The organism is Streptomyces sp. Y20 (genome assembly GCF_043195475.1).
Taxonomy (GTDB): Bacteria; Actinomycetota; Actinomycetes; order Streptomycetales; family Streptomycetaceae; genus Streptomyces.
This window is the reverse complement of sequence record NZ_JBIDDP010000008.1, coordinates 206,415-226,367: the sequence shown is the minus strand read 5'-3', so window position 1 is coordinate 226,367 and position 19,953 is coordinate 206,415. Positions and strand designations below refer to the sequence as shown.

The following is a 19,953-nucleotide window of genomic DNA, read 5'->3' as shown; positions in this document are numbered from 1 at the left end:
AATCAGCTCAGGGGCCTGCGCAAGTACCTCAAAGGTGCTGCTTCGCTGAGCCGACGAGTCGGCTGATGTTGTCACGGGTCCGTGCTCTCAGCTCGTCCAGCTCAGCCCTGGCGTCCGTCTTGGGCAGCTCCGTGATGTCCGCAAGCACGTCTTCCGCGGTCCGGCTCAGCCGGTCGTCATCCGTCAGCATCTGCACCCGGAACAGGGCCTCCTGGGCGCTGGAGCGCAAGTCGTAGGCGCGGATGCGCACCGCGTCGGGGTCCTCCGGTGGTGGCTGCTCATGCTCACAGAACCACAGATGGACCAAGCAGCGGCGATAGTTGACCAACGCGCCGGCGTAGGCGGAGTAGGCATCGAGTCGCTCCTGCCGAAGCTTCTCGCGGCGCGTGAACTGATGGCTCCTGTCGGTGGTGCGCTGCTGAAACGCCAGGGTGATCCCCGACCCAAGCAGGGTTCCGAGAACGGCTATGGCGCTGGCGATGATGGACTCCACGCCTCAAGCTGATCACGTCTCGCCGCCATGGGTGGGCCGCTGGCCCAACTTCGGCGCCCAGTCCGCCGGCCTCCGCGTCGTCCGGCTGCACGACGCTCGCCACGGCACAGCCACGCTTCTCACGGCGGCCGGGGTCGCGCCCCGGGTCGTGATGGAGATCCTCGGGCACTCGCAGATCAGCATCACCATGGACGTCTACACGCACGTCGTGCAGGACACGCAGCGCGAGGCCATGAGCCACATGGACCGGCTGCTCAGGAGGCGCCCCGGTCGTCAGTGACCGTCGCCATTGATGTCAGACGTGGATGTCAACGCAGAGGGGGCACCTCCGGAAATCCGGAGGTGCCCCCTCTGACCTGTGTGCCCCCGGCAGGATTCGAACCTGCGACACCCGCTTTAGGAGAGAGGCTGGCGGATCATGCTGCTGACCTGGCGCTTCGGTGCCTGGGGCGGCGGCCGACAACTCAACCGGACGCACCCTCGTTGACCGCGGCTGACCCCTGCATCTGGCACGGTTGTGGCACGCGCCGTTTGGCGCCATCAAGGCCCGGTCCGTGCCATCCTCCCGCCGCCAGCCGCGACAATGATCACCGATGGCCGCGGCTCGCACCGGCGCCCGCATGGTCGCCGAGCAGTGCGGACCCAGAGTCAATCAGGCGACAAGCCACTAGACTGAGCGCTTCCAAGTAGGGGGGAGCAGCGGTGAGTTCGTCTCAAGTAGCTACATACATGCTCGATGACGACACAGTCGTAAGGTTCGAGATTGAGCCGACTAGCGACTTCCAACCGGTAAGTACGGATGGAGTCATCGGTCGCGTTCAGGAGGCAGTTCGTCCAGCTGTAGAGGCGGCACGGGCCGTGCTTCAAAAGGTGGCGGAAGCCAAGCCAGACGAAGTGCAAGTCAAGTTTGGTGTCAAAGTAAACGGCACAACGAACTGGCTGGTAGCGAAAACCGCGCTTGATGCGAATTTTGAAGTCACGTTGACATGGAAACCTGATGGCGGAAGTGGCGCTGCAGCGTAGGGTTGCGTGACATGCCCGAGTCCGAGCGTGAGGTTAGACCGCAATCCGCCGCGTGGGTTGCAGCCATCCATACATCAGAAGATGATTTGCGGCCAATTGGTTCTGGATTCGTTGCGGATATCGATCGCGTCATAACATGCGCTCATGTCGTGCAACCTCTGGTGGCGCAAGGGAATAAAATCTGGGTCGCATTCCCCAAGTCGGAGTTCATGGGACCTCGGCGGCTGCAGGTCCGAGAAGTCGTAACTCCCTCGCAACCGCAGATTCATGACGTTGCGATCCTGTACCTGGAGGAGACACTCCCAGAAGACGCTCCAGCCAGGTTGAGATGTCCCAGTGCTGGCGACTTGGTCGGTGGTGACTGGTGGTCCTTTGGCTTCCCTGACGGGCAGTGGATAGGTAACTCTGCATGCGGCCTAGTCGGTGAAGAGCTGAGCTATGGCTGGGTCCGGCTCGACACAAATTCTCGATACCCCGTTCGCCCTGGTTATAGCGGAGCTGCACTCTGGTCTCCTGATTACAGTGCTGTAGTCGGGATAGTTGGACAGGCGAACGGAATCAGTGGTGATGCTTGTGCTATTTCGCTTTCCCAGGCAGATCGTTGCCTCCCCGATCAAAAAATTCGCACCCTAAGTGAATGGAGCATTGAAGCGGCCGGCGAAGCTGCCTTGGCGGCATGGGGCTGGAGGCTTGAAGATGATCCAGAAGCGGGTAGACACTGGAAACCACGCGCACGCGGTGTCACCGTAGACACGGAACGCGGATTTCGGTTCCGTGGGCGCGCTACTGCTCTGACTAAAATTATTCAGTGGATGGGTGGGCGATATGAGCGTCGTGCTCTAGTTGTTACCGGTTCGCCGGGAGTCGGTAAGTCAGCAGTGCTGGGCCGAATCGTAACAACAGCAGATGCGGCAATCGCAGCATCTCTTCCCTCCGAGGACGATGGAGTACGGGCCCCTATCGGCTCGGTGGCATGCGCTGTGCATGCTAAGGGAAAGACGGCCCTGGACGTTGCCTGTGAGATCGCGCGGGCTGCTTCCGCTACGCTTCCAATGCAAGTAGATGACCTACCCGCAGCACTACACAAGGCGCTGACCTCTCGGTCGGGAAAATCTTTCACCGTCGTGATCGATGCCCTCGACGAAACCGTGAGCACTGAGCAAGCACGGCTTACAGTCACCAGGATCGTCCTCCCTCTCGTGGAAACTTGCTCAGATGTAGGCATTCGCGTACTTGTCGCCACCCGACCACGGGATGATGAGGGCAATCTGCTATCGACCTTCGGGCCGGCGGCAGAAATCATCGATCTGGACAGTTCTGAATTTTTCGAAAGCGCGGACCTCGCCGCTTACGCTGAAGCCACACTGCGCCTCCTAGGCGACGAAAGACCAGCCAATCCTTATCTCGATGCAGAAGTGGCCGGGCCTATCGCTCTTCGGATTGCTGAACTCTCGGAAAGAAACTTTCTTGTCGCAGGGCTCGTTGCTCGTACCCATGGGTTGTACGATGCCGCCGCGATCGCCCCACAGGATGTGTCGTTTACCCCAACAGTTGAAGCCGCTCTACGGAATTACCTTCAACGACTTCCCAATGTCGGTGACGTTAAAGCGGATATTGCGCTATCCGCACTCGCTTTTGCCGAGGCGCCTGGTTTTTCGCTGGATCTATGGAAGACGGCGATAGCCGCTATATCGGGTACCGACCTCACAGTCTCAGCGGTGAAGCATTTCGCGCGATCTTCTGCAGCTAATTTCCTGATCGAAACCAGCAGCGTTGGTGAGGTGAGCCAGTACCGCCTCTTCCATCAAGCTCTAAATGACGCTCTCATCAGCGGGCGAGCTGAAGTGTCTTCACGGGAAGAAGATGAGCGTGCAATAGCTAGATCCTTCATGGCTGAAGGAAGGTCTGCTCGCTGGCAGGATTGCCCACCATACTTGCTTAGGTCGCTTCCATATCATGCTCATCGTGGCGGCATCTTGGACGAGATGCTACTCGATGACGAGTATCTTCTGTACGGAGATTTGAGAAGGCTAATTCCTCTAGCAGACGGAAGCGCGAGTAAGGATACTCGTCACCGCGCTCAGTTGCTTAGGAAAGTGCCCGAGGCTATTAATGCGGATCCTGCGACCCGTGTTTCGCTATTCAGCGTGACGGAGCTACAGGAGCGACTCGGGAAAAGTTTTAAAGAGTATAAAGCAGACGCCCCTTATCGAGCTGAATGGACTACCGTAGCGCCTCGATCTGAGGAGGTTACGCTCGAAGGTCATACAGGAGGCGTCGGTGCGTTGTGCGCAGTGAAGGCCGGCGGCCGGCAGCTACTGGCAAGCGGTAGTGAGAACGGCAATCTTCGTTTGTCGGACCCTTCAAGCGGAGAAACTATCCGAGTGTTGGAGGGACACTCTGGGAGCGTAATTGCTCTCTCCAGTTTGCAGGTGGGGGGTCGCACGCTCCTAGCCAGCGCCACCACCGAAGCACCTTCTCGAAGGTTCAATTCCAGTGTGAACGAGGTATGGCTCTGGGAGCCGACAATGGGGATCAGGGTCGGAGTGCTAAACGACCAGGAAGAAGAACTTACCGATGCGTTTGCACTCTGCAGCGTACGTGTGGGAGAAGACGACCTCCTGGCAATGGCACATTTCAGTGGGCGAGTTTCTATATGGGATCCCATTTCCGGTCGCCATCTTCGTACGATCACTTCCGTGCACTGGGTTGAGTCCATCTGCACTGCCTCAACGGGGAAGCGGGAACTTCTTGTCTGCTCAGAAGAGGGAGATGTCAGCCTAGTTGACCCTGTTTCGGGCAGCGTGACGCGGACTTGGAGGCACGCGGATTCCGGAGATGTCAACGATGACTACTTCGACCAAGGGGACGTAAACGCAATCGCGCAAGTTGTCGTTGATGGTGTCCGGTGCCTAGTCAGCGCCTCGTTGCACGGTGTTTTCATCAGAGCGTTGGGTTCCGGAGAAGTCATACGCGAGCTAGAAACTACAGGTAGGTCCGTTCGCGGCCTCTGTGCCGTAAGTGACCAAAATTGCGATCTAATTGCTGGTTTCTGCGACGAAGATATTTTCCTGTGGGATGCGTCAACTGGCCGCATCATCCGAAAACTGAAGGGTCATACTCAAGACGTCCTCGCCCTTTGCAGCATTCAGGTGGGACAACGCATCATGCTGGCGAGCAGCGGGGTAGATAATTCCGTTCGCTTGTGGGACCCGAGGGCGGCGATCGGACATACCCTGTCTGAGTTGTCGAATGGCGTTTACTCGGTTCATAACTTCATGCTCTCCTCTCGCCCTTCGGTTCTGACCTGTGAATATAACGGGTCAATTCGATTGCGGAGTGTTAAGACTGGAAACACTGCACGACTGGTTCAAAATTATCCGCAAGATGTGTTGTCGGTTCTCGGCAAGCGGGTTGCAGGGAGACCGGCAATTATCACGGGGGGATTCGATGGCATAGTTAGGATGCGCGACCCGTTCGGTCTGGATGCTCCTCAGCCTGTCTTCACGTCGCACACGGGACCGGTGGTCGCTATTAGCGCCATCGATATTTTCGATTGGTCGCTTGTGGTAAGCGCAGATAAACACGGCACTATCTTCGTTTGGGATCCAGTCTCACGGGAGATCGTGCTGAGATTCGAGGACTGGTATGATGAGGTCTATGGCGTCGGTGACGTCGTAAATGGCGTGGATCCGCTTATCGCCTGCGCCGGGCATACTTCCTCGAATGGTTCGCTTATCACGGTCGATCCCATCAGTGGTGAGATCGTTCGAAAATTCTCGGCGCGGAGGGGATGGGTCTCGTGTCTGACCACATTCCGGGTTGGCGAAAATTCATTTGTCGCCACGGGTGGCGAAGATGCAATCATTCGCATATGGGATGCTGCCAGTGGAAAAGCCGTTGCAACGCTTGAAGGGCACACTGGCTCAGTTACGGCCCTGGCTATAGTTCGATCCGGCAGAAGGCTGATTCTGGCCAGTGGAGGCGGCGATCGGACGGTGCGTCTTTGGGATCCCTTGATGGGTAGGCGGTTGCTGGAAGTGCCGGTGTATCACCCCGTCACTTCAGTCGCCCAAGTTGGAAAGTCTCTGGTGATTGGATCGAGTGCTGGTGTGCTGTCGCTGGCGATCAATTGGCAGGCGCCAAAAATAGCCCAATGAGCTTGTATCGCAATCGTTCGTCGAACGAGGCGGAACGGGTTTGGCCGGTGGCCTGCCCGGTCTGGGGTCGAGCATGATCAGGGGGCCGTACGCTGGTTGGCAACTCGGGCAGGCTTTGGACCTGCCCGCAATGTGCACGAGTGGCCCCCTGGTCTTGCTCGGCGCGGGACCCGGACCGGGGAGGTGGCTAAAGCCGTGGAGCCGACCGGCCTCAGCCACGACGTAGCTCTTCTCTGACGCCAAGTGGCTGGTTGCTGTGCGCGCGGCACGGGCGCCGGCCGGGCTGGAGCGGGGCGGAGACAGGAGCGCAGGCCCGGCCGGGGGCCGGGCCGCGCGCGGGGAGCGGAGCGAGCCGCCTTGAACCAGTAGAGAAAGTTGTAACTCAGTCTGTGCGGTGGGGCGTGAAGGTATGGGCGCACGCTGGCAGTTCAACGCCCTGTCGGTGTGCGAGGGGCAGGAAGAGGGCCGGCCGGATCGTCCAGGTGATGTGGACGCTGGCATGCGTGATGGTCACTGCGCACGGTTCGGAGCGTAGGAGAGCCCTCCGCGTCTCCGCGCGCTCATCGTGCAGCCACGCCCATGCCTCGTCTGATGCGTCGGAGTCAAGTGCCGGCGAGATGGCGCGAAGCGCGATAGCGACCCATCGGTCTGCCTGAGGTGCCGAGTACGCATCGAACGACGCCAGGCGCCTCGGCGCTTCCGCGCCGGCGGCATCCTCGGTCCAGCATTCGCACCAGTATCCGCGGGTGGTCCCGTTCATGACTTCACTCCCACCGGGTAGGCCAGCAACACGTAACGGGTGCTCTCGTCGTGGAGGGTGAGTTGGTAGCCCGTGCCGCTGGTCATGTAGGCCAGGGCGCGTTCGTGTTCGGCTTCGTCCGTCAGCCAGTGCAGGCCCGGCTGTGCGTACGGCACGTCGAGCTGGTCGGTGATGTCCCGCGTGCGCTCTCGTAACCAGCGCAGCGCCAGGCGTGGGCTCGTGGCGTCGTGTGATCCCAACGGGATGGAACGGACCTCGTCCAGCGGGTAGGCGGCGGCTCGGCACTGGCAGAGGAGGGGGCTTCTGTCCGTCCTCGGCGGTACGGGAAGAGCGGGCATCAGCATGGGTGCCCTCCCGCTGGCCCGGCCTGGGGGAAGAGTTCCGCGGTGATGGTGTACCCGCCGGGACTGTCGTGGACGACGACTCGGTGAGCGATTGCGCTGACCATGCTCAGGCCCCGGCCGTGCTCGGCCCGCTCGTCCCGGTGCTCGACCTTCGGCGCCGTACCGGTGCTTCCCTCGTCGGTGACCGACAGGGCGACCGCCTGCGACGAGACCGCGAGTGCCAGGTGGAAGCTGCCCGGCCGCATGCCGCTGGCCGTGTGAAGGATCGCGTTGGTGCTCAGCTCGCTCACGATCAGCTCGGCGTCGTCGGCCAGAGGGGAGCCGCGCAGGATGTCGCGCGTCCAGCGGCGGGCCCGGCTGACCTCTTCCGGGAAACCTGGGCAAGACAGTCCCCAGACCCGGGCTGTACTCGTATACTCGTGCATACAAGTTCCTTCGTGCTGGTAGGCCGCCATGTGCAGCGGGTTCGGACTAGACGAGTTTCACGCCGTCGTGGGCGCGAATGGCCGGCGGGGACGCCGCGTCGAGTGCGTCAAGGACGCGGACCGCGTACGCCTCGTCGGCAAGTTCGATGACTTCTTCGCGGGTGGCCCAATGCAGTGCGCGGGTCTCATCCCCGGTGGTCGGAGTGCCGTCGGCCGCCTGGCAGCGGAAGACGAGGGAGACGATCAAGCCCGTCATGTTCTTGTAGATGCCGGTCAGGGTCGCGGGAAGTGCGATCTTGATGCCGGTTTCTTCGAGGACCTCGCGCTGAAGGGCTTCGGGGATGGTTTCCTCGCGTTCGAGGACTCCGCCCGGGGGCTCCCACTTACCGTTGTCGCGGCGCTTGATCAGGAGGGCCCGGCCTTGGTCATCGACGATGACCCCGGCGACGCTCACGGAGTGCGGGCGTTCAGTGCTCACGTTCCTCGGCCCTCTCGGCTGACTAGGCTCTCCACCGTAGCAACAAGACTCGCCCACTCGTCTAGATACCTAAAGGAGTACGCATGGCGTCCCTACCGAGCATTCTCGGCGGCCTCGACCCGACCAGTGATCGTGCGGTCTTCCGGCAGATCGCCGATCAACTGCGTGAAGCCATCGACCGTGGGCGATTCAAGGAGGGGGAGAAGCTGCCCTCCGAGGCTGAGCTGGTCGAGCACTACGGGGTTTCCCGCATGACGGTCCGGAACTCCTTCTCGATCCTCCAGGGTGAGGGCCTGGTGCACGCCGAGCACGGCAAGGGCGTCTTCGTCCGTCCCCGGCCTCCGGTGCGTCGGCTCGCCTCCGACCGGTTCGCCCGGCGCCACCGTGAGCAGGGGAAGTCCGCGTTCATCGTGGAGGCCGACGCCGCCGGCGGTCACCCGAAGGTGGACAGCCTGGAGGTCGAGGAGGAGAAGGCCAGCCAGGACATCTCTGCCCGGCTCGGTTCCGTGCGGCGCGTACTCGCCCGGCGTCGCCGGTACCTGCTCGACGGCCGGCCGGTCGAGTTCGCCACCTCCTACCTTCCGCTCGACATCGCCCGCGGTACGCAGATCGCCGAGCCCAATCCTGGCCCCGGCGGCATCTACGCCCGCCTGGAGGAGCTGGGCCACCAGCTCGACCACTTCGAGGAGGAGATCCGGGCCCGGATGCCCTCGCCGTCCGAGGTGAAGACGCTGCAACTGGCTTCCGGTGTGCCGGTGATCCACCTGATCCGTACCGCCTTCGACACCGCAGGGCGGGCCGTGGAGGTCTGCGACACGGTGATGGCGGCGGACGCGTACGTCCTCTCCTACCAACTTCCGGCGACCTGACCGGCGGTGCGCGAGGCCACTTCTCGGACTCGTACGCCTCGACACGCATACTCGTTTAGACGAGTGGGCAAGTCGTGTGGCAAGGTGGTTCCCGTTCCTGGCGAAGTCGGGTTCGAAAGATGCATCTTGTCTAGACGAGTAGATAGGAAGAAGCCTTACGCACCATCCGTGTGGAGACCTCGGCCGCGACGATCCTGCTGACCGAGGCGCCTGAGCCCAAGGTCCGCGACCGGCAGTCGGGCGAGATCGCGAAGGACGCCGTCAGCGGTGAGGCGCTGATGACGATCGGCGTCGTGTACATCGAGGAGGGGGAGTCGTCCCTGATCAAGGTGACCGTTCCGGAGAGCGGGGTGTCGGGAGGGCTCGCCCTCGGTGCCCCGGTCTCGTTGCCGGGCCTGGTCGCCCGGCCGTGGGAGAGCGTGTTCAACGGGCAGCAGCGCCACGGCATCGCCTTCCGGGCCGCCGCCGTCACTTCGGCCGCCTTCCCGGCCGCTGTGGGGGCCACGGCCTGATGACCGAACTGGCAACGCTCCTGGAGGTGGGTGGTCCCGTCGCCGCACTCGGTGGTGGGGCCGCCTACGCCCGGGCGCGACACCCCGGCGTCTACTGGTCCACGGTCGGCTTACCGGTGTCCACGGTCCGGCTGCTCAGTTCCTACGGCTCCGTGATGGAGGCGTGCGGCCTCACCGTGGCTCCCTCCAGGCTGCGGGTCCTGGCGGTCAAGGCCACCACTCGCCGCGAGGTCCGGCCCGTACCGCCGCGTCGGGGAGTCATCAGGCCGACCACGACGGGGCTGCGCGTCCGTCTGCGGCTCGCCCCGGGGCAGGAACCCGCCGACGTGGCCGCCTCCGCCGAACGGCTGCGGCACGCCTGGGGCGTCCATGCCGTCTACGTGACCACGGTCAAGCCGGGCGTGGTCGACCTGCGGCTCATCGGCTTCGACGTGCTGCGGCGGGTCCGCATGCCGCGAAAGCTGCCCTGGGGGCTTCTCCGGGTGCCGGTCGCACTGCGGGAGGACGCCACTCCCTTCGTACGCGACTACCGCACCGTGCCGCACCAGCTCACGCTTGGCGCCACGTTGTCCGGCAAGTCCATGTACCTGCGGCACTTGGTCGCCGGGCTCGCCCGTCAGCCCGTCGCCCTGGTGGGCATCGACTGCAAGCGGGGCGTGGAACTGGCGCCTTTCGCTCCGCGGCTGTCGGCGCTCGCCACCGACCCGGACGAGGCCACCGAACTCCTGCCCGTGCTCGTCAAGGAAATGGAGGCCCGGTACGACCTGATCAAGTCCCGGCAGGGCATCGAGCCGAGCACGCCGGACGAGGAGATCACCTCCGACATCTGGGGCCTGCCCGAGCATGAACGCCCGGTCCCCGTGGTGCTGTTCGTCGACGAGGTCGCCGAGCTGTTCCTCGTCGCCACGAAGAAGGATGAGGAGCGGCGGGACGAGATGGTCACACAGCTCATCCGGCTTGCTCAGCTCGGTCGGGCCGCCGGCATCTATCTGGAGGTCTGCGGGCAGCGCTTCGGCGCCGAGCTGGGCAAGGGCGCGACCATGCTGCGGGCCCAGTTGACCGGCCGCGTCTGCCACCGCGTCAACGACGAAGCCTCCGCCAAGATGGCACTGGGCGACATCGCCCCCGAGGCTGTCTCCGCCGCCTGTGCCATCGCACCCGAACGGCCCGGCCTCGCCGTGGCCGGTGACACCTCCGGCGGCTGGTCCCGCATCCGCACGCCGCACCTCTCCCTCAGCGACGCGGCCGAAACCTGTCGCGAATCGGCCCACCTGGTCCCCGAACTGCCCGCGCTCAACCGCTTCCGGCCTCACGTTCCCGTGCGGCCCGTCGAGACACCGAGCCCGGTCGTGCGGCCCCGACCGGTGACCGACTGACCCGCACCCGCCCTTGCCCCCGGTCGGCGTGACCGCCTCACGCCATGTCCCTACCCCTCCCATGCCCGACCCCGGAAGGAGCCGCAGCATGCGCGCCCACCTGGCCCGCGTCGACGCGGTGCTCGTCCAAGCGGTCATCGCCGCCGCGCTGTCCTTCGCCCACCTGCACGACGTCGCCACGGCGGCCGGACATGACGGGTGGAAGGCGTGGGCCTACCCCGTCTCGGTCGACCTGCTGCTCGTCGCCGCCTGGCGCCGACTGCGGTCCGGCGAGGCCAAAGCGGCTGGGTGGTGCTGGTTCCTGATCGCACTCGCCGCGTCCCTGGGTGCGAACGTCGCCACCGCCGGGCTGCTCGACCTGGACCAGGTGCCGGCCTGGCTTCGCATCCTCGTCGCGGGCTGGCCCGCGGTCGCCTTCCTCGGCGGAACCCTCCTCGTCCACTCGTCGCCGACCACGGACGACGAGACCAGTGACGACGTGGACCCGGAGAAGGTCGAGGACATCCAGGCCGAGGAGGACGCGCCTGGCCCCGCACCGGAGCCCCCGGTGACACCGGCAGTCGAGCCACTACCGACCCCCGTTCCCGTCGCTGTCCCGGCCGCTCTGGTCGCACACGCCCGCAAGGTCGCCGCCGAACACCACGCCCGTACCGGAACAGCCATCGACACCCCGACCCTGCGCGCCCGCCTCGGCGTCCCGCCGCCCATGGCCGACGCCATCGCCGCCCAGCTCTGAAAGGAGACCCCACGTGAGCGCCAACCGCCGCTTCCGCTCCGTCACCCGCATCGGCCCCGTCCAGGTCGGCACGTCCCACGACGGTCGCGGCCGGGAGAAGCACACCGCCGCCTGCACGGCGCCGCGCTGCGGCTTCTCCGCCGACTACGACAGCCGCGCCGCCGCCGAACTGGCCGCCCGTACCCACCACTGCCCCGTCCGCTGAAAGGACCCGGAAACCGTGACCGTCAGCCTCCCGCTCGTCGCCGTCCTCGGCTTCTTCGCCTGGGGAGCGGTCAAATTCCTCGGCGTCCGCACGTGGATCGTCGTCCTGATCGCCCTCTTCGGGTTCTGGCTCTCGCACACGTTCATGGCCCCGGCCATCGAGTCCGGCACGCGCTCCGGCGTGGACATCGTCAACGGCTCACATGACTAGACGAGTAGGTAAGGAGAGCTTCGCCGTGTTCTTGCCCAAGTACCCCGACAGCCCGACGCCGCCGCCCGCGTATACGCACACCGTGGCCGACCCGGCTCCCGTCCGACGTCCCGTCCCTCAGATCTCCGTAAGCACCGGAGCGGTCGCGGCTGTCCTGGTCGGCGGTGTCGTGCTGACCGCGCTCCTGGCCGCCGTCGCCGTCACGGCCGTCTCCGTGGCCGTCGCCACCGTGGTCCTGCGCTCCCTGTTGCGAGACCAGCACCGCCGCTGACGCACTGAACCCCCCGGGGCGGCCTCGATACCGCCAAGCATCCGCCGCCCCGGGGGCTGTCTCCCTCCAGCCGAACCAGAAGGAGAAAGCCATCATCGCCCGCGCCACTCCGCCTGGGCTCCACGAACTCGGCGAACTGGCTGCCCTCGGCACCATGCCCGCGCTACTGCGCCAACTCGCCGGCCTCGGGGGCTGCACGCACCCGATCCGCCTCGACGGCCACCGCACCGAGTACGACGTGAACACCCGCACCGGAGAGATCGGCAACGTCCTCCACCACCTCGACTCCTCCAGCCTCCCGGCCGGTCACCTCCTGGTCCGCTGCAACAACCGCCGCACGACCCGGTGCGCGGCCTGCGCCGAGGTGTACCGCCGCGACACCTTCCACCTGATCACCTCCGGACTGCGCGGCGGCAAGGGCATCCCCGAACGCGTCGCCGCCCACCCACGCGTCTTCGCCACCTTCACCGCGCCCAGCTTCGGCCCGGTCCACAACCGGCCCACCGCCCCGCCCGGTTCGGTCCGCCGCTGTCGCTGTGGCGCCCTCCACGACCAAGACGACCCGGCCCTGGGCACTCCGCTCGACCCGGACCGCTACGACTACGAAGCGGCCGTGCTCTGGAACGCGCACGCGGGCCCGCTGTGGCGGCGCTTCTCCATCTACCTGCGCCGGGAGGTCGCCAAGCGCGCCGGCCTCACCCAGCGGGCTTTCCGCGAGTACGCCCGGGTGTCCTTCGCCAAGGTGGCCGAGTACCAGAAGCGAGGGGCCGTCCACTTTCACGCCGTCGTCCGCATCGACGGCCCCGAGGGCGGTGACACCCCGCCTCCCGCCTGGGCCACCGCCGAGCTGCTGACCGACGCCATCCGGGCCGCCGCCATCGCTGCCCGCGTGGACGGCCCGGTCATCGACGGCCGGGCGCACGCCTTCGCCTTCGGTCGTCAGCTTGACGTGCGGACTATCCGCTCGGCCGACTTCGACGGCGGCCAGGAGCTGACCGAGCGGGCCGTCGCCGCGTACATCGCCAAGTACGCCACCAAGGGCGCCGAGACCGCCACGGGTGCTCTCGACCGGCCGCTGAAGTTCCTCGCCGAACTCGCCCAGCTCGACATCAGCGACCACGCCCGCCAGCTCGTCCGCACCGCCTGGACCCTCGGCGCGCGCAAGGACCTCGAACCCCTCCGGCTGCGGGCCTGGGCCCACATGCTCGGCTTCCGCGGCCACTTCTCCACCAAGTCCCGCCGCTACTCCACCACCCTCGGCGCCCTCCGCGGCGCCCGCGCCGAATGGCGTCGCGCACAGGCCCTGGAAGCGACCGAGACCGACCGGGACACCACCCTCGTCCTCGCGCACTGGATCTACGCCGGAACCGGCCTCACCGACGCCGAAGCCTGGCTCGCCGGAACCCTCGAACCCGCTCCCGGAACGGAAGGAGAACCCACCCATGGCTGACCGCTACCTGACCGTGGCGCAGGTGGCCGAACTCCTCGGCACCACGGAGCGCTTCCCGCGCCGCCTGATCGCCGAGCGACGCATCGTGTTCGTCAAGGTCGGTCGGCACGTCCGTATCCCGGAGAGCGCACTGAACGCCTTCATCGACGCCAATACGGTGCAGCCGATCGGTCACCGGCGAGGCTCGCTGCGGAGGGCTGCCTGATGGCCAACAAGAAGGGGAAGCGCCGGGACTTCGGTTCCGTCCGACAGCTTCCGTCCGGCCGTTGGCAGGTCCGCTACCGAGACCCGGAGACTGGGCAACTGCGCCCCGCTGAGAAGACGTACGCCACCAAGACCGACGCCCAGGTCGCCCTGACGCACATCGAGTCGGACATCGCGCGCGGGCAGTGGTCGGACCCGGACGCCGCGGTGGCGAACTTCGCCGAGTACGCCACCGCATGGCTGCGAGACCGGAAGCTCGCCGACCGTACCCGTGAGCGGAACGAGTCGGTGATGCGGCTGCACATCCTGCCCACCCTCGGGGCCGGAACGGTGGCCGACGTGACGACCGCCCGCGTGCGGAGTTGGCGCGGCAAGCTCCTGGCGGCCGGCGTGGGCGAGCCGTCGGTCGTGAAGGCGTACCAGTTGCTGCGTGCCCTGATGAACACTGCCGTGGACGACGAGCTGATCCGGCGCAACCCGTGCCGCATCAAGGGCGCGGACCGCTATGACGTGCCCGAGCGACCGGTCCTCACCGTCGCGGAGGTTTTCGCCCTCACCGACTCCATCGCTCCGCGTTACCGGCTGCTCGTGCTCCTGGCGGCCTTCACCACTCTGCGGTTCGGGGAGCTGGCGGCCCTGCGGCGCCGGGACATCGACCTGGAAGGCCTGACCGTCACCGTGCGCCGCGCTCAGGCCGAGTTGCAGGACGGCCGGCTCTTCGACAAGGCGCCGAAGTCCGCGGCCGGGATGCGCTCCGTTTCCTTCCCGGCCGAGCTGCTGGACGCGGTCACGTACCACCTGGAGCGCTTCGCCGCTCCCGGCCGCGACGGGCATGTCTTCGTCGGGCCGCAGGGTGGGCAACTGCGGCGGAGCAACTACCGGGACGACTGGGTCAAGGCTCGGAAGGCTGCGGGTATCACGGCCGAGCTGCACTTCCACGATCTGCGCCACACGGGCAACACCCTGGCCTCGACCGCAGGGGCCAGCACACGGGAGCTGATGACCCGCATGGGCCACAGCAGCTCGCGGGCCGCGCTGATCTATCAGCACATGACCAGCGATCGTGACCGGGCCATCGCCGATCGGCTCGGGGCCATGATCCGGGGCGGCGGGGGAGTGGCCTGCGGGCCCGCCGAGAAGGACTCTGCGGGCTCGTAGTGGCACGCGTGTGGCACGACCCCTATAACGCCGAAGGGCCAGCCTGGGAGGAAACCCCTCCTGAGCTGGCCCTTCTGGCTGTGCCCCCGGCAGGATTCGAACCTGCGACACCCGCTTTAGGAGAGCGGTGCTCTATCCCCTGAGCTACGAAGGCGTGGCTTGATCGAAACCTTGCACGGAACTCGGTGAGGTGTCCGTGGCCAGGTCTGGGTGTCAAGCCCTGAGTGTCCTGGAGGCGACCGCTGCGGCGTGGACAGGCTGGGCCTGTTGACATGCCGCAGCGCCCGCCGAGACGCTCGATCCACAGGGTACCGGATCGGGGCTCGGGCGGGCGCTGGTGTTGGGGGGCCGGCGGTGGTGGTGCTCAGGCGGTGGGGCTCAGCAAGGGTGACCGCTCTTCGTGGAGGGCCCGGCTCGTCGAGTTCTGGGCGAGGACGAAACCGAGGGTGAGGAGCGTGTGGGCCTCGACGCCGTAGCCGATCAGGCGCCCGTTCCACAGTGAGGCGTCGAGCTGGGAGTGGCCCGACTCGGCGTCGCTGCGGTATCGGTAGGCGAGCTGGTGGGTGCGGGTGTATTCAGGGATCTGCTGGAGGTGCTCGGCGCGGTGGAATCCGCGTTCCTCGTCGCTTTCGCCGGCCGGGCGGTCACCGGCACGGCTCGTGGTGGCGCCGGCGACGCGTTGGATATGGGCCCCGTGGCGGCAAGGAGGTTCCAGGATGTGACACTTCGGGTTCTCGATCTTCCTGTGGGGCCATTCCACGATCTGGTTCGAGATCGTCTTCCATGCCGTGATCGTGATTGCGCTGGCGTTCATGATCTTCGGTGGCCGACTGCTCACGCTGGCGCAGGCGGTGATGATGTGGTCCCTGCACAACCGCAACCAGGACGTCCTGGAAGGTGGCGACAATCTCGCCCAGATCGTCATCTTGTTCATGTTTTTCACCGTCTCCAACGCCTACTTCGCATCTGGTGCTGAGCGGCGGCGCGCACAGATGCGCGCACAGGAACAGCCGACCGTCTCCACCGTGCTACACAACCTGGGCGCCTTCCTGATCGTCTTCCAGGCCGCGGTGCTGTACTTCGCCGCCGGCTACTGGAAAATCACCGGAAAGGTGTGGCAGGACGGCGTGGCCATGTATTACATCAGCCGGGTCACCGGCTTCGAGACGTCGGCGACGTACACGCATCTGATGAACAACGCCCTTGTGGGCACCACCACTTGGTCACTGTCGCCCGCGAGCGGCATGTCCTCCGCTGCGATGACGGCCGTACCGGCCGGCCAGGAGGGAATGGTCGATGCGTGACAGGACCGGAGACCCGGCGGACTCCCGTCACGAATCGGGGCCGGACGCCGGCTCGGAGCATGCCGCTGCGGACGCCTTGTACCGGTTCCTCACTGCCGAGCCCGCCGACCGGGGACGTCTGGCACCGCGCGTCGTCACCGCTGTCGGCCTGGAGCGGTTCCACCAAATCGTGGACAGCACCCTTGAACGCGTCGGCGATGTCACGGAAGTGCGTGACAGTCCGGACGGACTGGTGATCGAGGGCACTCGGGGGCGTGCCCTCGCCTTCGCCACCACCAAGGACGGCCATGAACTCGACGGGCTCCTGCTCGCCCCTGGCGAACACCGTCCCCCACGTCTGCGTATTCCCCTCGGCGCCCGCTCGGCTCCGGGGTGGATTGTGCTCGCCCTGCTGCTCATCCTGCGCATCGACGCATGCTGGGAGGCTCCCTCCAGGATGGCCTGGTGCGGTCGGCTGCTCTTCGTAATGGCCGGGTACCTGTTCATCGAGGGGTGGTGCGCTCCCGCCGAGCTGCCGTGGTGGGTGCGCGGGCCGCTGGAGGCCGGCGCGCTCGCTGCCCTCGCCTCCGCCTGGCGGCTGCCGGGGCTGCCCACATCGAGCGGGGACGCCCCGGAGCTCGTCGTGGGGGCCGTCATGGTGGCCCTTCTCGGCTGGTTCCTGATACGGGCACGGCGCCACCGCTGGGGGACGGCCGTCTCCCGGCCCCTCGTCTTTCCCCTACGGGGCGGCAGCTGGTGTGTGGTGCAGGGCGGTGGACGCAGTATGAACCATCACGTGGTCGTCCCTGCGCAGCGCGGCGCCCTGGATGTCATCCAGATCGGGCCTCTCGGCGGGCGGACGCGTCGCCGAGCCCGGAGTGAGGGCGTACAGGCGAAGAACGAAAGCTACCTCGTGTACGGGCAGCCTGTGCACGCACCTTGCGACGGGACGGTCGTCTCCGCCGTCGGTCGCCTCGCGGACCAGGAGCCGGGCACGATCCGCCTCCAGCCCACCTACGGCAACCACGTGTGGATCGACACCGGCGCCGAGATCCTCAAGCTGGCACACCTGCGTCCGGGCAGCGTGACCGTGGCCGAAGGCGACACCGTGCGCGCCGGTCAGGTGCTCGGCGAGGTCGGCAACTCCGGCAACAGCAGTGAGCCGCATCTGCACATCCACGCCGAACGCGACGGCCTCGGCCTCGACCTAAAGTTCGAGGGCATCTCTGGCCCGCTGTGCCGAGGCCGGACCGTCCGCACGTAGGCACCCCGTTCATTTCAGCGGCTACCGGCCCGGGACGGCGAGACACCCGTACCGTGCCGCCTCGCCCTGCCCCGCGCGCCACCCGGCGCCCCCACACCAGAAGGTCCGCACCCGTAACTCTCCATACCCTCATGTAGGTACTCGAGGACCTCGGTCGGTCCGGCAGGCGCCGTTCTTGCCACGCTCGGTCTGCTCCCCTGGGTCCCGCCTGCCCGTACCGGTGCGGCCCTCAGGTCCGGCCGGCCCGTCTTCCCCGGGTCCCTCTCACGCCCGCGTTATCCGCACCCGGTAGTTCCCTTCGTCGTCCTTGCTCATCACCCGCACCGTTATCCCGTGGCGCGGGTCCTTGAAGCTCTCGCCGGGGGTGAAGGGGGCGTCGGAGAGTTCCGCGTGGACGTTGGGGCTGCGGGTGCAGCCGCCGCTGGAGCGGTGGCTGTCGTAGACGGTGACGGGGCCGCGGCCGGTGTCGACCGTGGCGTCGATCTTGTAGATCAGCAGGCCCGGGCGGCACACCATCTCGTCGTTGCCGCCCTGTGCGCGTATCTCGAGTGCGTAGGCGCTGCGGGCGGTGACGGGCACGAGGATCAGCTTGCCGCCGCCCACCTTGTACAGCGGTGACAGGGTGTACTCGACGCTGCCCCGCGCCGCCGCGCAGTCGACCTGGTCGCCGTCCAGCCAGCCCAGTTTCCACTTGTGCCAGCCGAGCAGGTCGTTGTCGGCGCCCCAGTCCTCGCTCATGATGTCCCAGTGCCCGACCGCGCCCCCGCCCTCCTGGGTGTAGAGGTCGGGCAGCCCGAAGGTGTGGGCGTTCTCGTGCGGCAGCACCCGGAAGCCGGTGCGGGCGTAGGAGCCGGAGCCGTCGTCCTGGCGGGAGTAGACGAAGGACGCGTTGGCGATGTGGACGCCGTCGGCGACCGGGGCGTCCGTGTTCCCGGCGAAGGTCACGGACAGCACGGTGTCCAGTGCGGAGGGGCCGGCGTTGGGGGCGACGAGCACGTTCAGCAGGTCGTAGTCGCGGAAGTCGACCGTGGGATCGGCGACGGCCACGATGTCCTGCACCAGGCGCCGGTAGCCGGGGTCGAAAGGGGCGCCGCGCTCTATGCCGTAGTCCCGGAAGGTCTTCGGCATCCGCAGCCAGCTGGTGACAGGAGTTTCGGGGCGGTAGTCGAGACGGCCGTACGAGGCGGTGCGGAACCATTCCTGGGTCTGCGGGAAGAACTCGTGGAAGCGGTCCATGGCGCTGCCCTGACCGGGTGCGTCGGGAAAGTCGATCATCAGGGTGAGGGCGTGCACCGTGCCGGTGGAGCGGGAGTAGCCGGGCGGGGTGGGCAGGCCTTCGGTCATCTGCACCTCCCGGCCGCCGTGGACCATGCACGGCAGCAGCGCGGAGGAGCGGGCCAGGGCGGCCGGCCCGGCGGTGGTGGGCGCCGTCAGATGTCCGCTCCCCGCCGAGGTGCTGACCGCGAGGGTCAGCACGGTCACCACGGCGAGGGCGGCCACACGGCGCGGGCGTATGCGGCGGCGGGGCGGCTGCGGCTGCATACATGGACCTTTCGCTCCACGGCAGCCGCCGGTATCCGGCTGCACCCTTGCGATCACCCTGGGGCGGGGGGAGGCCGGGCGCGCGCTGGCGGAGCCGATCGTGGGAACGCCGGTCCGCAGAGGGGTGAAACCCGGGGGAGGGTGCGTGTGGCTCAGGTCACAGGAATTTTCGGGAAGGCGGGAAATAACCGGGGAGGCTCTCCCCGTTTAGCCCTGTGTCGGAACGAAGCGGGGACCGGCTCCCCGGATCGGCCTCTCGCCCCGGCAGGCAACGACCGGTGTGACGACCGATGACACGACGAACAGCGCCACAGCGACACAGCGGTACCGGAACACCGGCTCAAGCACCGACCGAGCCCCGACCCACGCATCGACTCGGGCCCCGCGCCCCAGAGACCTCAAGGAGTACACCGTGACGGCCACGACCGCCTCCACCGTGCGCAAGGTGCCCCGGCCCCGCGCCGACGCCCTGCGCAACCGGGAGCGGATCGTCACCGCCGCCCAGGAGATGTTCGTCGAGCACGGGCCGGATGTGCCGCTCGACGAGATCGCCCGCCGGGCCGGCGTCGGCAACGCCACGGTGTACCGGAACTTCCCCGACCGCGACGCCCTCGTCCGCGAGGTCGTCTGCACCGTGATGGACCGTACGGCCGAGGCGGCCGAGCGGGCCCTCGCGGAGACGGGGGACGCCTTCGCCGCCCTGGAGCACTTCGTGCACACCGCCGCTGACGAGCGGATCAGTGCCCTGTGCCCCATGGTGACGAGCACTTTCGACCAGCACCATCCCGACCTGGAGGCCTCCCGCAAGCGCATCGAGCAGCTCGTCGAGGAGGTCATGGGCCGGGCCGAGGCGGCCGGACAGCTCCGGTCCGACGTGGGGGTCGGCGATCTGCTGATCGTCGTGGCCCAGTTGAGCCGGCCCCCGGCCGGCACGGACTGCGTCCGTGGCGACCGCTTCGTCCACCGTCACCTGCAACTGTTTCTGGACGGCCTGCGGGCCCCCGCCCACTCCGCTCTGCCGGGCGCGGCCGTCAGCATCACCGAACTGCGCAACTGCTGACGCGATCAACGACACGATCAGCGATCAGCGATCGACGGCCGATGGTCACAACGATCAGTGATCCGTGATCAGTGATCGATGCGGTCGCGTCCGTGAATCTCCGTTTTCTCGTCATTTTCCGTTTACCAGA

The 19,953-nt window shown here is 66.5% G+C and carries 22 protein-coding genes, 2 tRNA genes and 2 pseudogenes; 17 read left to right on the top strand and 9 right to left on the bottom strand.

From position 1 onward, the window contains the following. Positions 1-28: 28 nt before the first annotated feature. Positions 29-493 (bottom strand): hypothetical protein, encoded by a 465-nt coding sequence (locus ACGFT1_RS21975; RefSeq protein ID WP_373910627.1) that lies wholly within the window; start codon positions 491-493, stop codon positions 29-31. 55 nt (positions 494-548) lie between these two features. Between ACGFT1_RS21975 and ACGFT1_RS21970 the strand changes: the two are divergent. After that, positions 549-773: pseudogene (locus ACGFT1_RS21970) on the top strand (tyrosine-type recombinase/integrase); the annotation flags it as partial. An 81-nt stretch (positions 774-854) separates the two neighbouring features. Here the strand turns inward: ACGFT1_RS21970 and ACGFT1_RS21965 are convergent. Then, a tRNA-OTHER gene (locus ACGFT1_RS21965) sits at positions 855-927 on the bottom strand. A 295-nt stretch (positions 928-1,222) separates the two neighbouring features. Here ACGFT1_RS21965 and ACGFT1_RS21960 point away from each other — a divergent pair. The 3 genes and pseudogenes from ACGFT1_RS21960 to ACGFT1_RS21950 all read left to right on the top strand — a co-directional run bounded on the left by ACGFT1_RS21960 (position 1,223) and on the right by ACGFT1_RS21950 (position 5,676). Further along, on the top strand, positions 1,223-1,516 hold the full coding sequence (locus tag ACGFT1_RS21960; protein WP_373910626.1) for a CU044_2847 family protein: 294 nt from the start codon (positions 1,223-1,225) through the stop codon (positions 1,514-1,516). Positions 1,517-1,527: 11 nt separating this feature from the next. Further along, positions 1,528-2,043: pseudogene (locus tag ACGFT1_RS21955) on the top strand (serine protease); the annotation flags it as partial. Between the two features lie 597 nt (positions 2,044-2,640). Beyond that, positions 2,641-5,676: a WD40 repeat domain-containing protein gene (locus ACGFT1_RS21950; RefSeq protein ID WP_373910754.1), complete on the top strand. Its 3,036-nt coding sequence runs from the start codon at positions 2,641-2,643 to the stop codon at positions 5,674-5,676. Positions 5,677-6,058: 382 nt separating this feature from the next. Here ACGFT1_RS21950 and ACGFT1_RS21945 read toward each other — a convergent pair whose 3' ends face one another. Genes ACGFT1_RS21945 through ACGFT1_RS21930 form a run of 4 tightly spaced genes read right to left on the bottom strand, consistent with a single transcriptional unit; the run spans position 6,059 to position 7,659 of the window. Next, positions 6,059-6,436 (bottom strand): hypothetical protein, encoded by a 378-nt coding sequence (locus ACGFT1_RS21945; protein WP_373910625.1) that lies wholly within the window; start codon positions 6,434-6,436, stop codon positions 6,059-6,061. After that, positions 6,433-6,780, bottom strand: coding sequence for a hypothetical protein (locus ACGFT1_RS21940; protein ID WP_373910624.1), 348 nt, complete (start codon positions 6,778-6,780; stop codon positions 6,433-6,435). Before ACGFT1_RS21940 ends, ACGFT1_RS21945 begins: the two co-directional genes overlap by 4 nt. Next, complete coding sequence (locus ACGFT1_RS21935) at positions 6,774-7,205, bottom strand: ATP-binding protein (protein ID WP_373910623.1); 432 nt, start codon at positions 7,203-7,205, stop codon at positions 6,774-6,776. The genes ACGFT1_RS21940 and ACGFT1_RS21935 overlap by 7 nt, the downstream gene beginning before the upstream one ends. A gap of 46 nt (positions 7,206-7,251) precedes the next feature. After that, entirely contained in the window at positions 7,252-7,659 is a 408-nt protein-coding gene (locus ACGFT1_RS21930; RefSeq protein ID WP_121788297.1) for an NUDIX hydrolase, read from the bottom strand. Between the two features lie 107 nt (positions 7,660-7,766). On the opposite strand from ACGFT1_RS21930, the gene ACGFT1_RS21925 reads away from it, so the two are divergent. The 10 genes from ACGFT1_RS21925 to ACGFT1_RS21880 all read left to right on the top strand — a co-directional run bounded on the left by ACGFT1_RS21925 (position 7,767) and on the right by ACGFT1_RS21880 (position 14,674). After that, a complete protein-coding gene (locus tag ACGFT1_RS21925) occupies positions 7,767-8,552 on the top strand; it encodes a GntR family transcriptional regulator (protein WP_373910622.1) in 786 nt (261 codons plus the stop codon). 170 nt (positions 8,553-8,722) lie between these two features. Next, a complete protein-coding gene (locus tag ACGFT1_RS21920; protein WP_373910621.1) occupies positions 8,723-9,064 on the top strand; it encodes a hypothetical protein in 342 nt (113 codons plus the stop codon). Further along, a complete protein-coding gene (locus ACGFT1_RS21915; protein ID WP_373910620.1) occupies positions 9,064-10,440 on the top strand; it encodes an FtsK/SpoIIIE domain-containing protein in 1,377 nt (458 codons plus the stop codon). The genes ACGFT1_RS21920 and ACGFT1_RS21915 overlap by 1 nt, the downstream gene beginning before the upstream one ends. 88 nt (positions 10,441-10,528) lie before the next feature. Continuing rightward, positions 10,529-11,176 carry a DUF2637 domain-containing protein gene (locus ACGFT1_RS21910; RefSeq protein WP_373910619.1) on the top strand — a complete coding sequence of 216 codons (648 nt, stop codon included), beginning with the start codon at positions 10,529-10,531 and terminating at the stop codon, positions 11,174-11,176. Positions 11,177-11,189: 13 nt separating this feature from the next. Next, positions 11,190-11,381 carry a mobile element transfer protein gene (locus ACGFT1_RS21905; protein ID WP_373910618.1) on the top strand — a complete coding sequence of 64 codons (192 nt, stop codon included), beginning with the start codon at positions 11,190-11,192 and terminating at the stop codon, positions 11,379-11,381. A 15-nt stretch (positions 11,382-11,396) separates the two neighbouring features. Next, complete coding sequence (locus tag ACGFT1_RS21900) at positions 11,397-11,591, top strand: hypothetical protein (RefSeq protein ID WP_094054604.1); 195 nt, start codon at positions 11,397-11,399, stop codon at positions 11,589-11,591. A 25-nt stretch (positions 11,592-11,616) separates the two neighbouring features. Continuing rightward, a complete protein-coding gene (locus ACGFT1_RS21895) occupies positions 11,617-11,862 on the top strand; it encodes a SpdD protein (protein ID WP_373910617.1) in 246 nt (81 codons plus the stop codon). Positions 11,863-12,016: 154 nt separating this feature from the next. Continuing rightward, a complete protein-coding gene (locus tag ACGFT1_RS21890) occupies positions 12,017-13,312 on the top strand; it encodes a replication initiator (protein WP_373910616.1) in 1,296 nt (431 codons plus the stop codon). Then, positions 13,305-13,517, top strand: a complete 213-nt coding sequence (locus ACGFT1_RS21885) for a helix-turn-helix domain-containing protein (protein ID WP_373910615.1) — start codon at positions 13,305-13,307, stop codon at positions 13,515-13,517. The genes ACGFT1_RS21890 and ACGFT1_RS21885 overlap by 8 nt, the downstream gene beginning before the upstream one ends. Further along, on the top strand, positions 13,517-14,674 hold the full coding sequence (locus tag ACGFT1_RS21880; RefSeq protein ID WP_373910614.1) for a tyrosine-type recombinase/integrase: 1,158 nt from the start codon (positions 13,517-13,519) through the stop codon (positions 14,672-14,674). The genes ACGFT1_RS21885 and ACGFT1_RS21880 overlap by 1 nt, the downstream gene beginning before the upstream one ends. Before the next feature lie 81 nt (positions 14,675-14,755). Here the strand turns inward: ACGFT1_RS21880 and ACGFT1_RS21875 are convergent. Together ACGFT1_RS21875 and ACGFT1_RS21870 are read right to left on the bottom strand one after the other, a co-directional pair. Then, positions 14,756-14,828: transfer RNA gene (locus ACGFT1_RS21875), tRNA-Arg, on the bottom strand. 210 nt (positions 14,829-15,038) lie between these two features. Beyond that, positions 15,039-15,488, bottom strand: coding sequence for a hypothetical protein (locus tag ACGFT1_RS21870; protein ID WP_373910613.1), 450 nt, complete (start codon positions 15,486-15,488; stop codon positions 15,039-15,041). Between ACGFT1_RS21870 and ACGFT1_RS21865 the strand changes: the two genes are divergently transcribed. Both ACGFT1_RS21865 and ACGFT1_RS21860 read left to right on the top strand, forming a co-directional pair. Continuing rightward, entirely contained in the window at positions 15,463-15,978 is a 516-nt protein-coding gene (locus ACGFT1_RS21865; RefSeq protein WP_373910612.1) for a hypothetical protein, read from the top strand. The two genes, ACGFT1_RS21870 and ACGFT1_RS21865, sit on opposite strands and share 26 nt — an antisense overlap. Then, positions 15,971-17,221, top strand: coding sequence for a M23 family metallopeptidase (locus ACGFT1_RS21860; RefSeq protein ID WP_373910611.1), 1,251 nt, complete (start codon positions 15,971-15,973; stop codon positions 17,219-17,221). Before ACGFT1_RS21865 ends, ACGFT1_RS21860 begins: the two co-directional genes overlap by 8 nt. 264 nt (positions 17,222-17,485) lie before the next feature. On the opposite strand, the gene ACGFT1_RS21855 is transcribed toward ACGFT1_RS21860, so the two are convergent. Continuing rightward, on the bottom strand, positions 17,486-18,763 hold the full coding sequence (locus ACGFT1_RS21855; protein ID WP_373910610.1) for a M6 family metalloprotease domain-containing protein: 1,278 nt from the start codon (positions 18,761-18,763) through the stop codon (positions 17,486-17,488). A gap of 412 nt (positions 18,764-19,175) precedes the next feature. Here ACGFT1_RS21855 and ACGFT1_RS21850 point away from each other — a divergent pair, with 412 nt between their 5' ends. Further along, a complete protein-coding gene (locus ACGFT1_RS21850; protein ID WP_373910609.1) occupies positions 19,176-19,823 on the top strand; it encodes a TetR/AcrR family transcriptional regulator in 648 nt (215 codons plus the stop codon). The last annotated feature ends 130 nt before the right edge of the window (positions 19,824-19,953 follow it).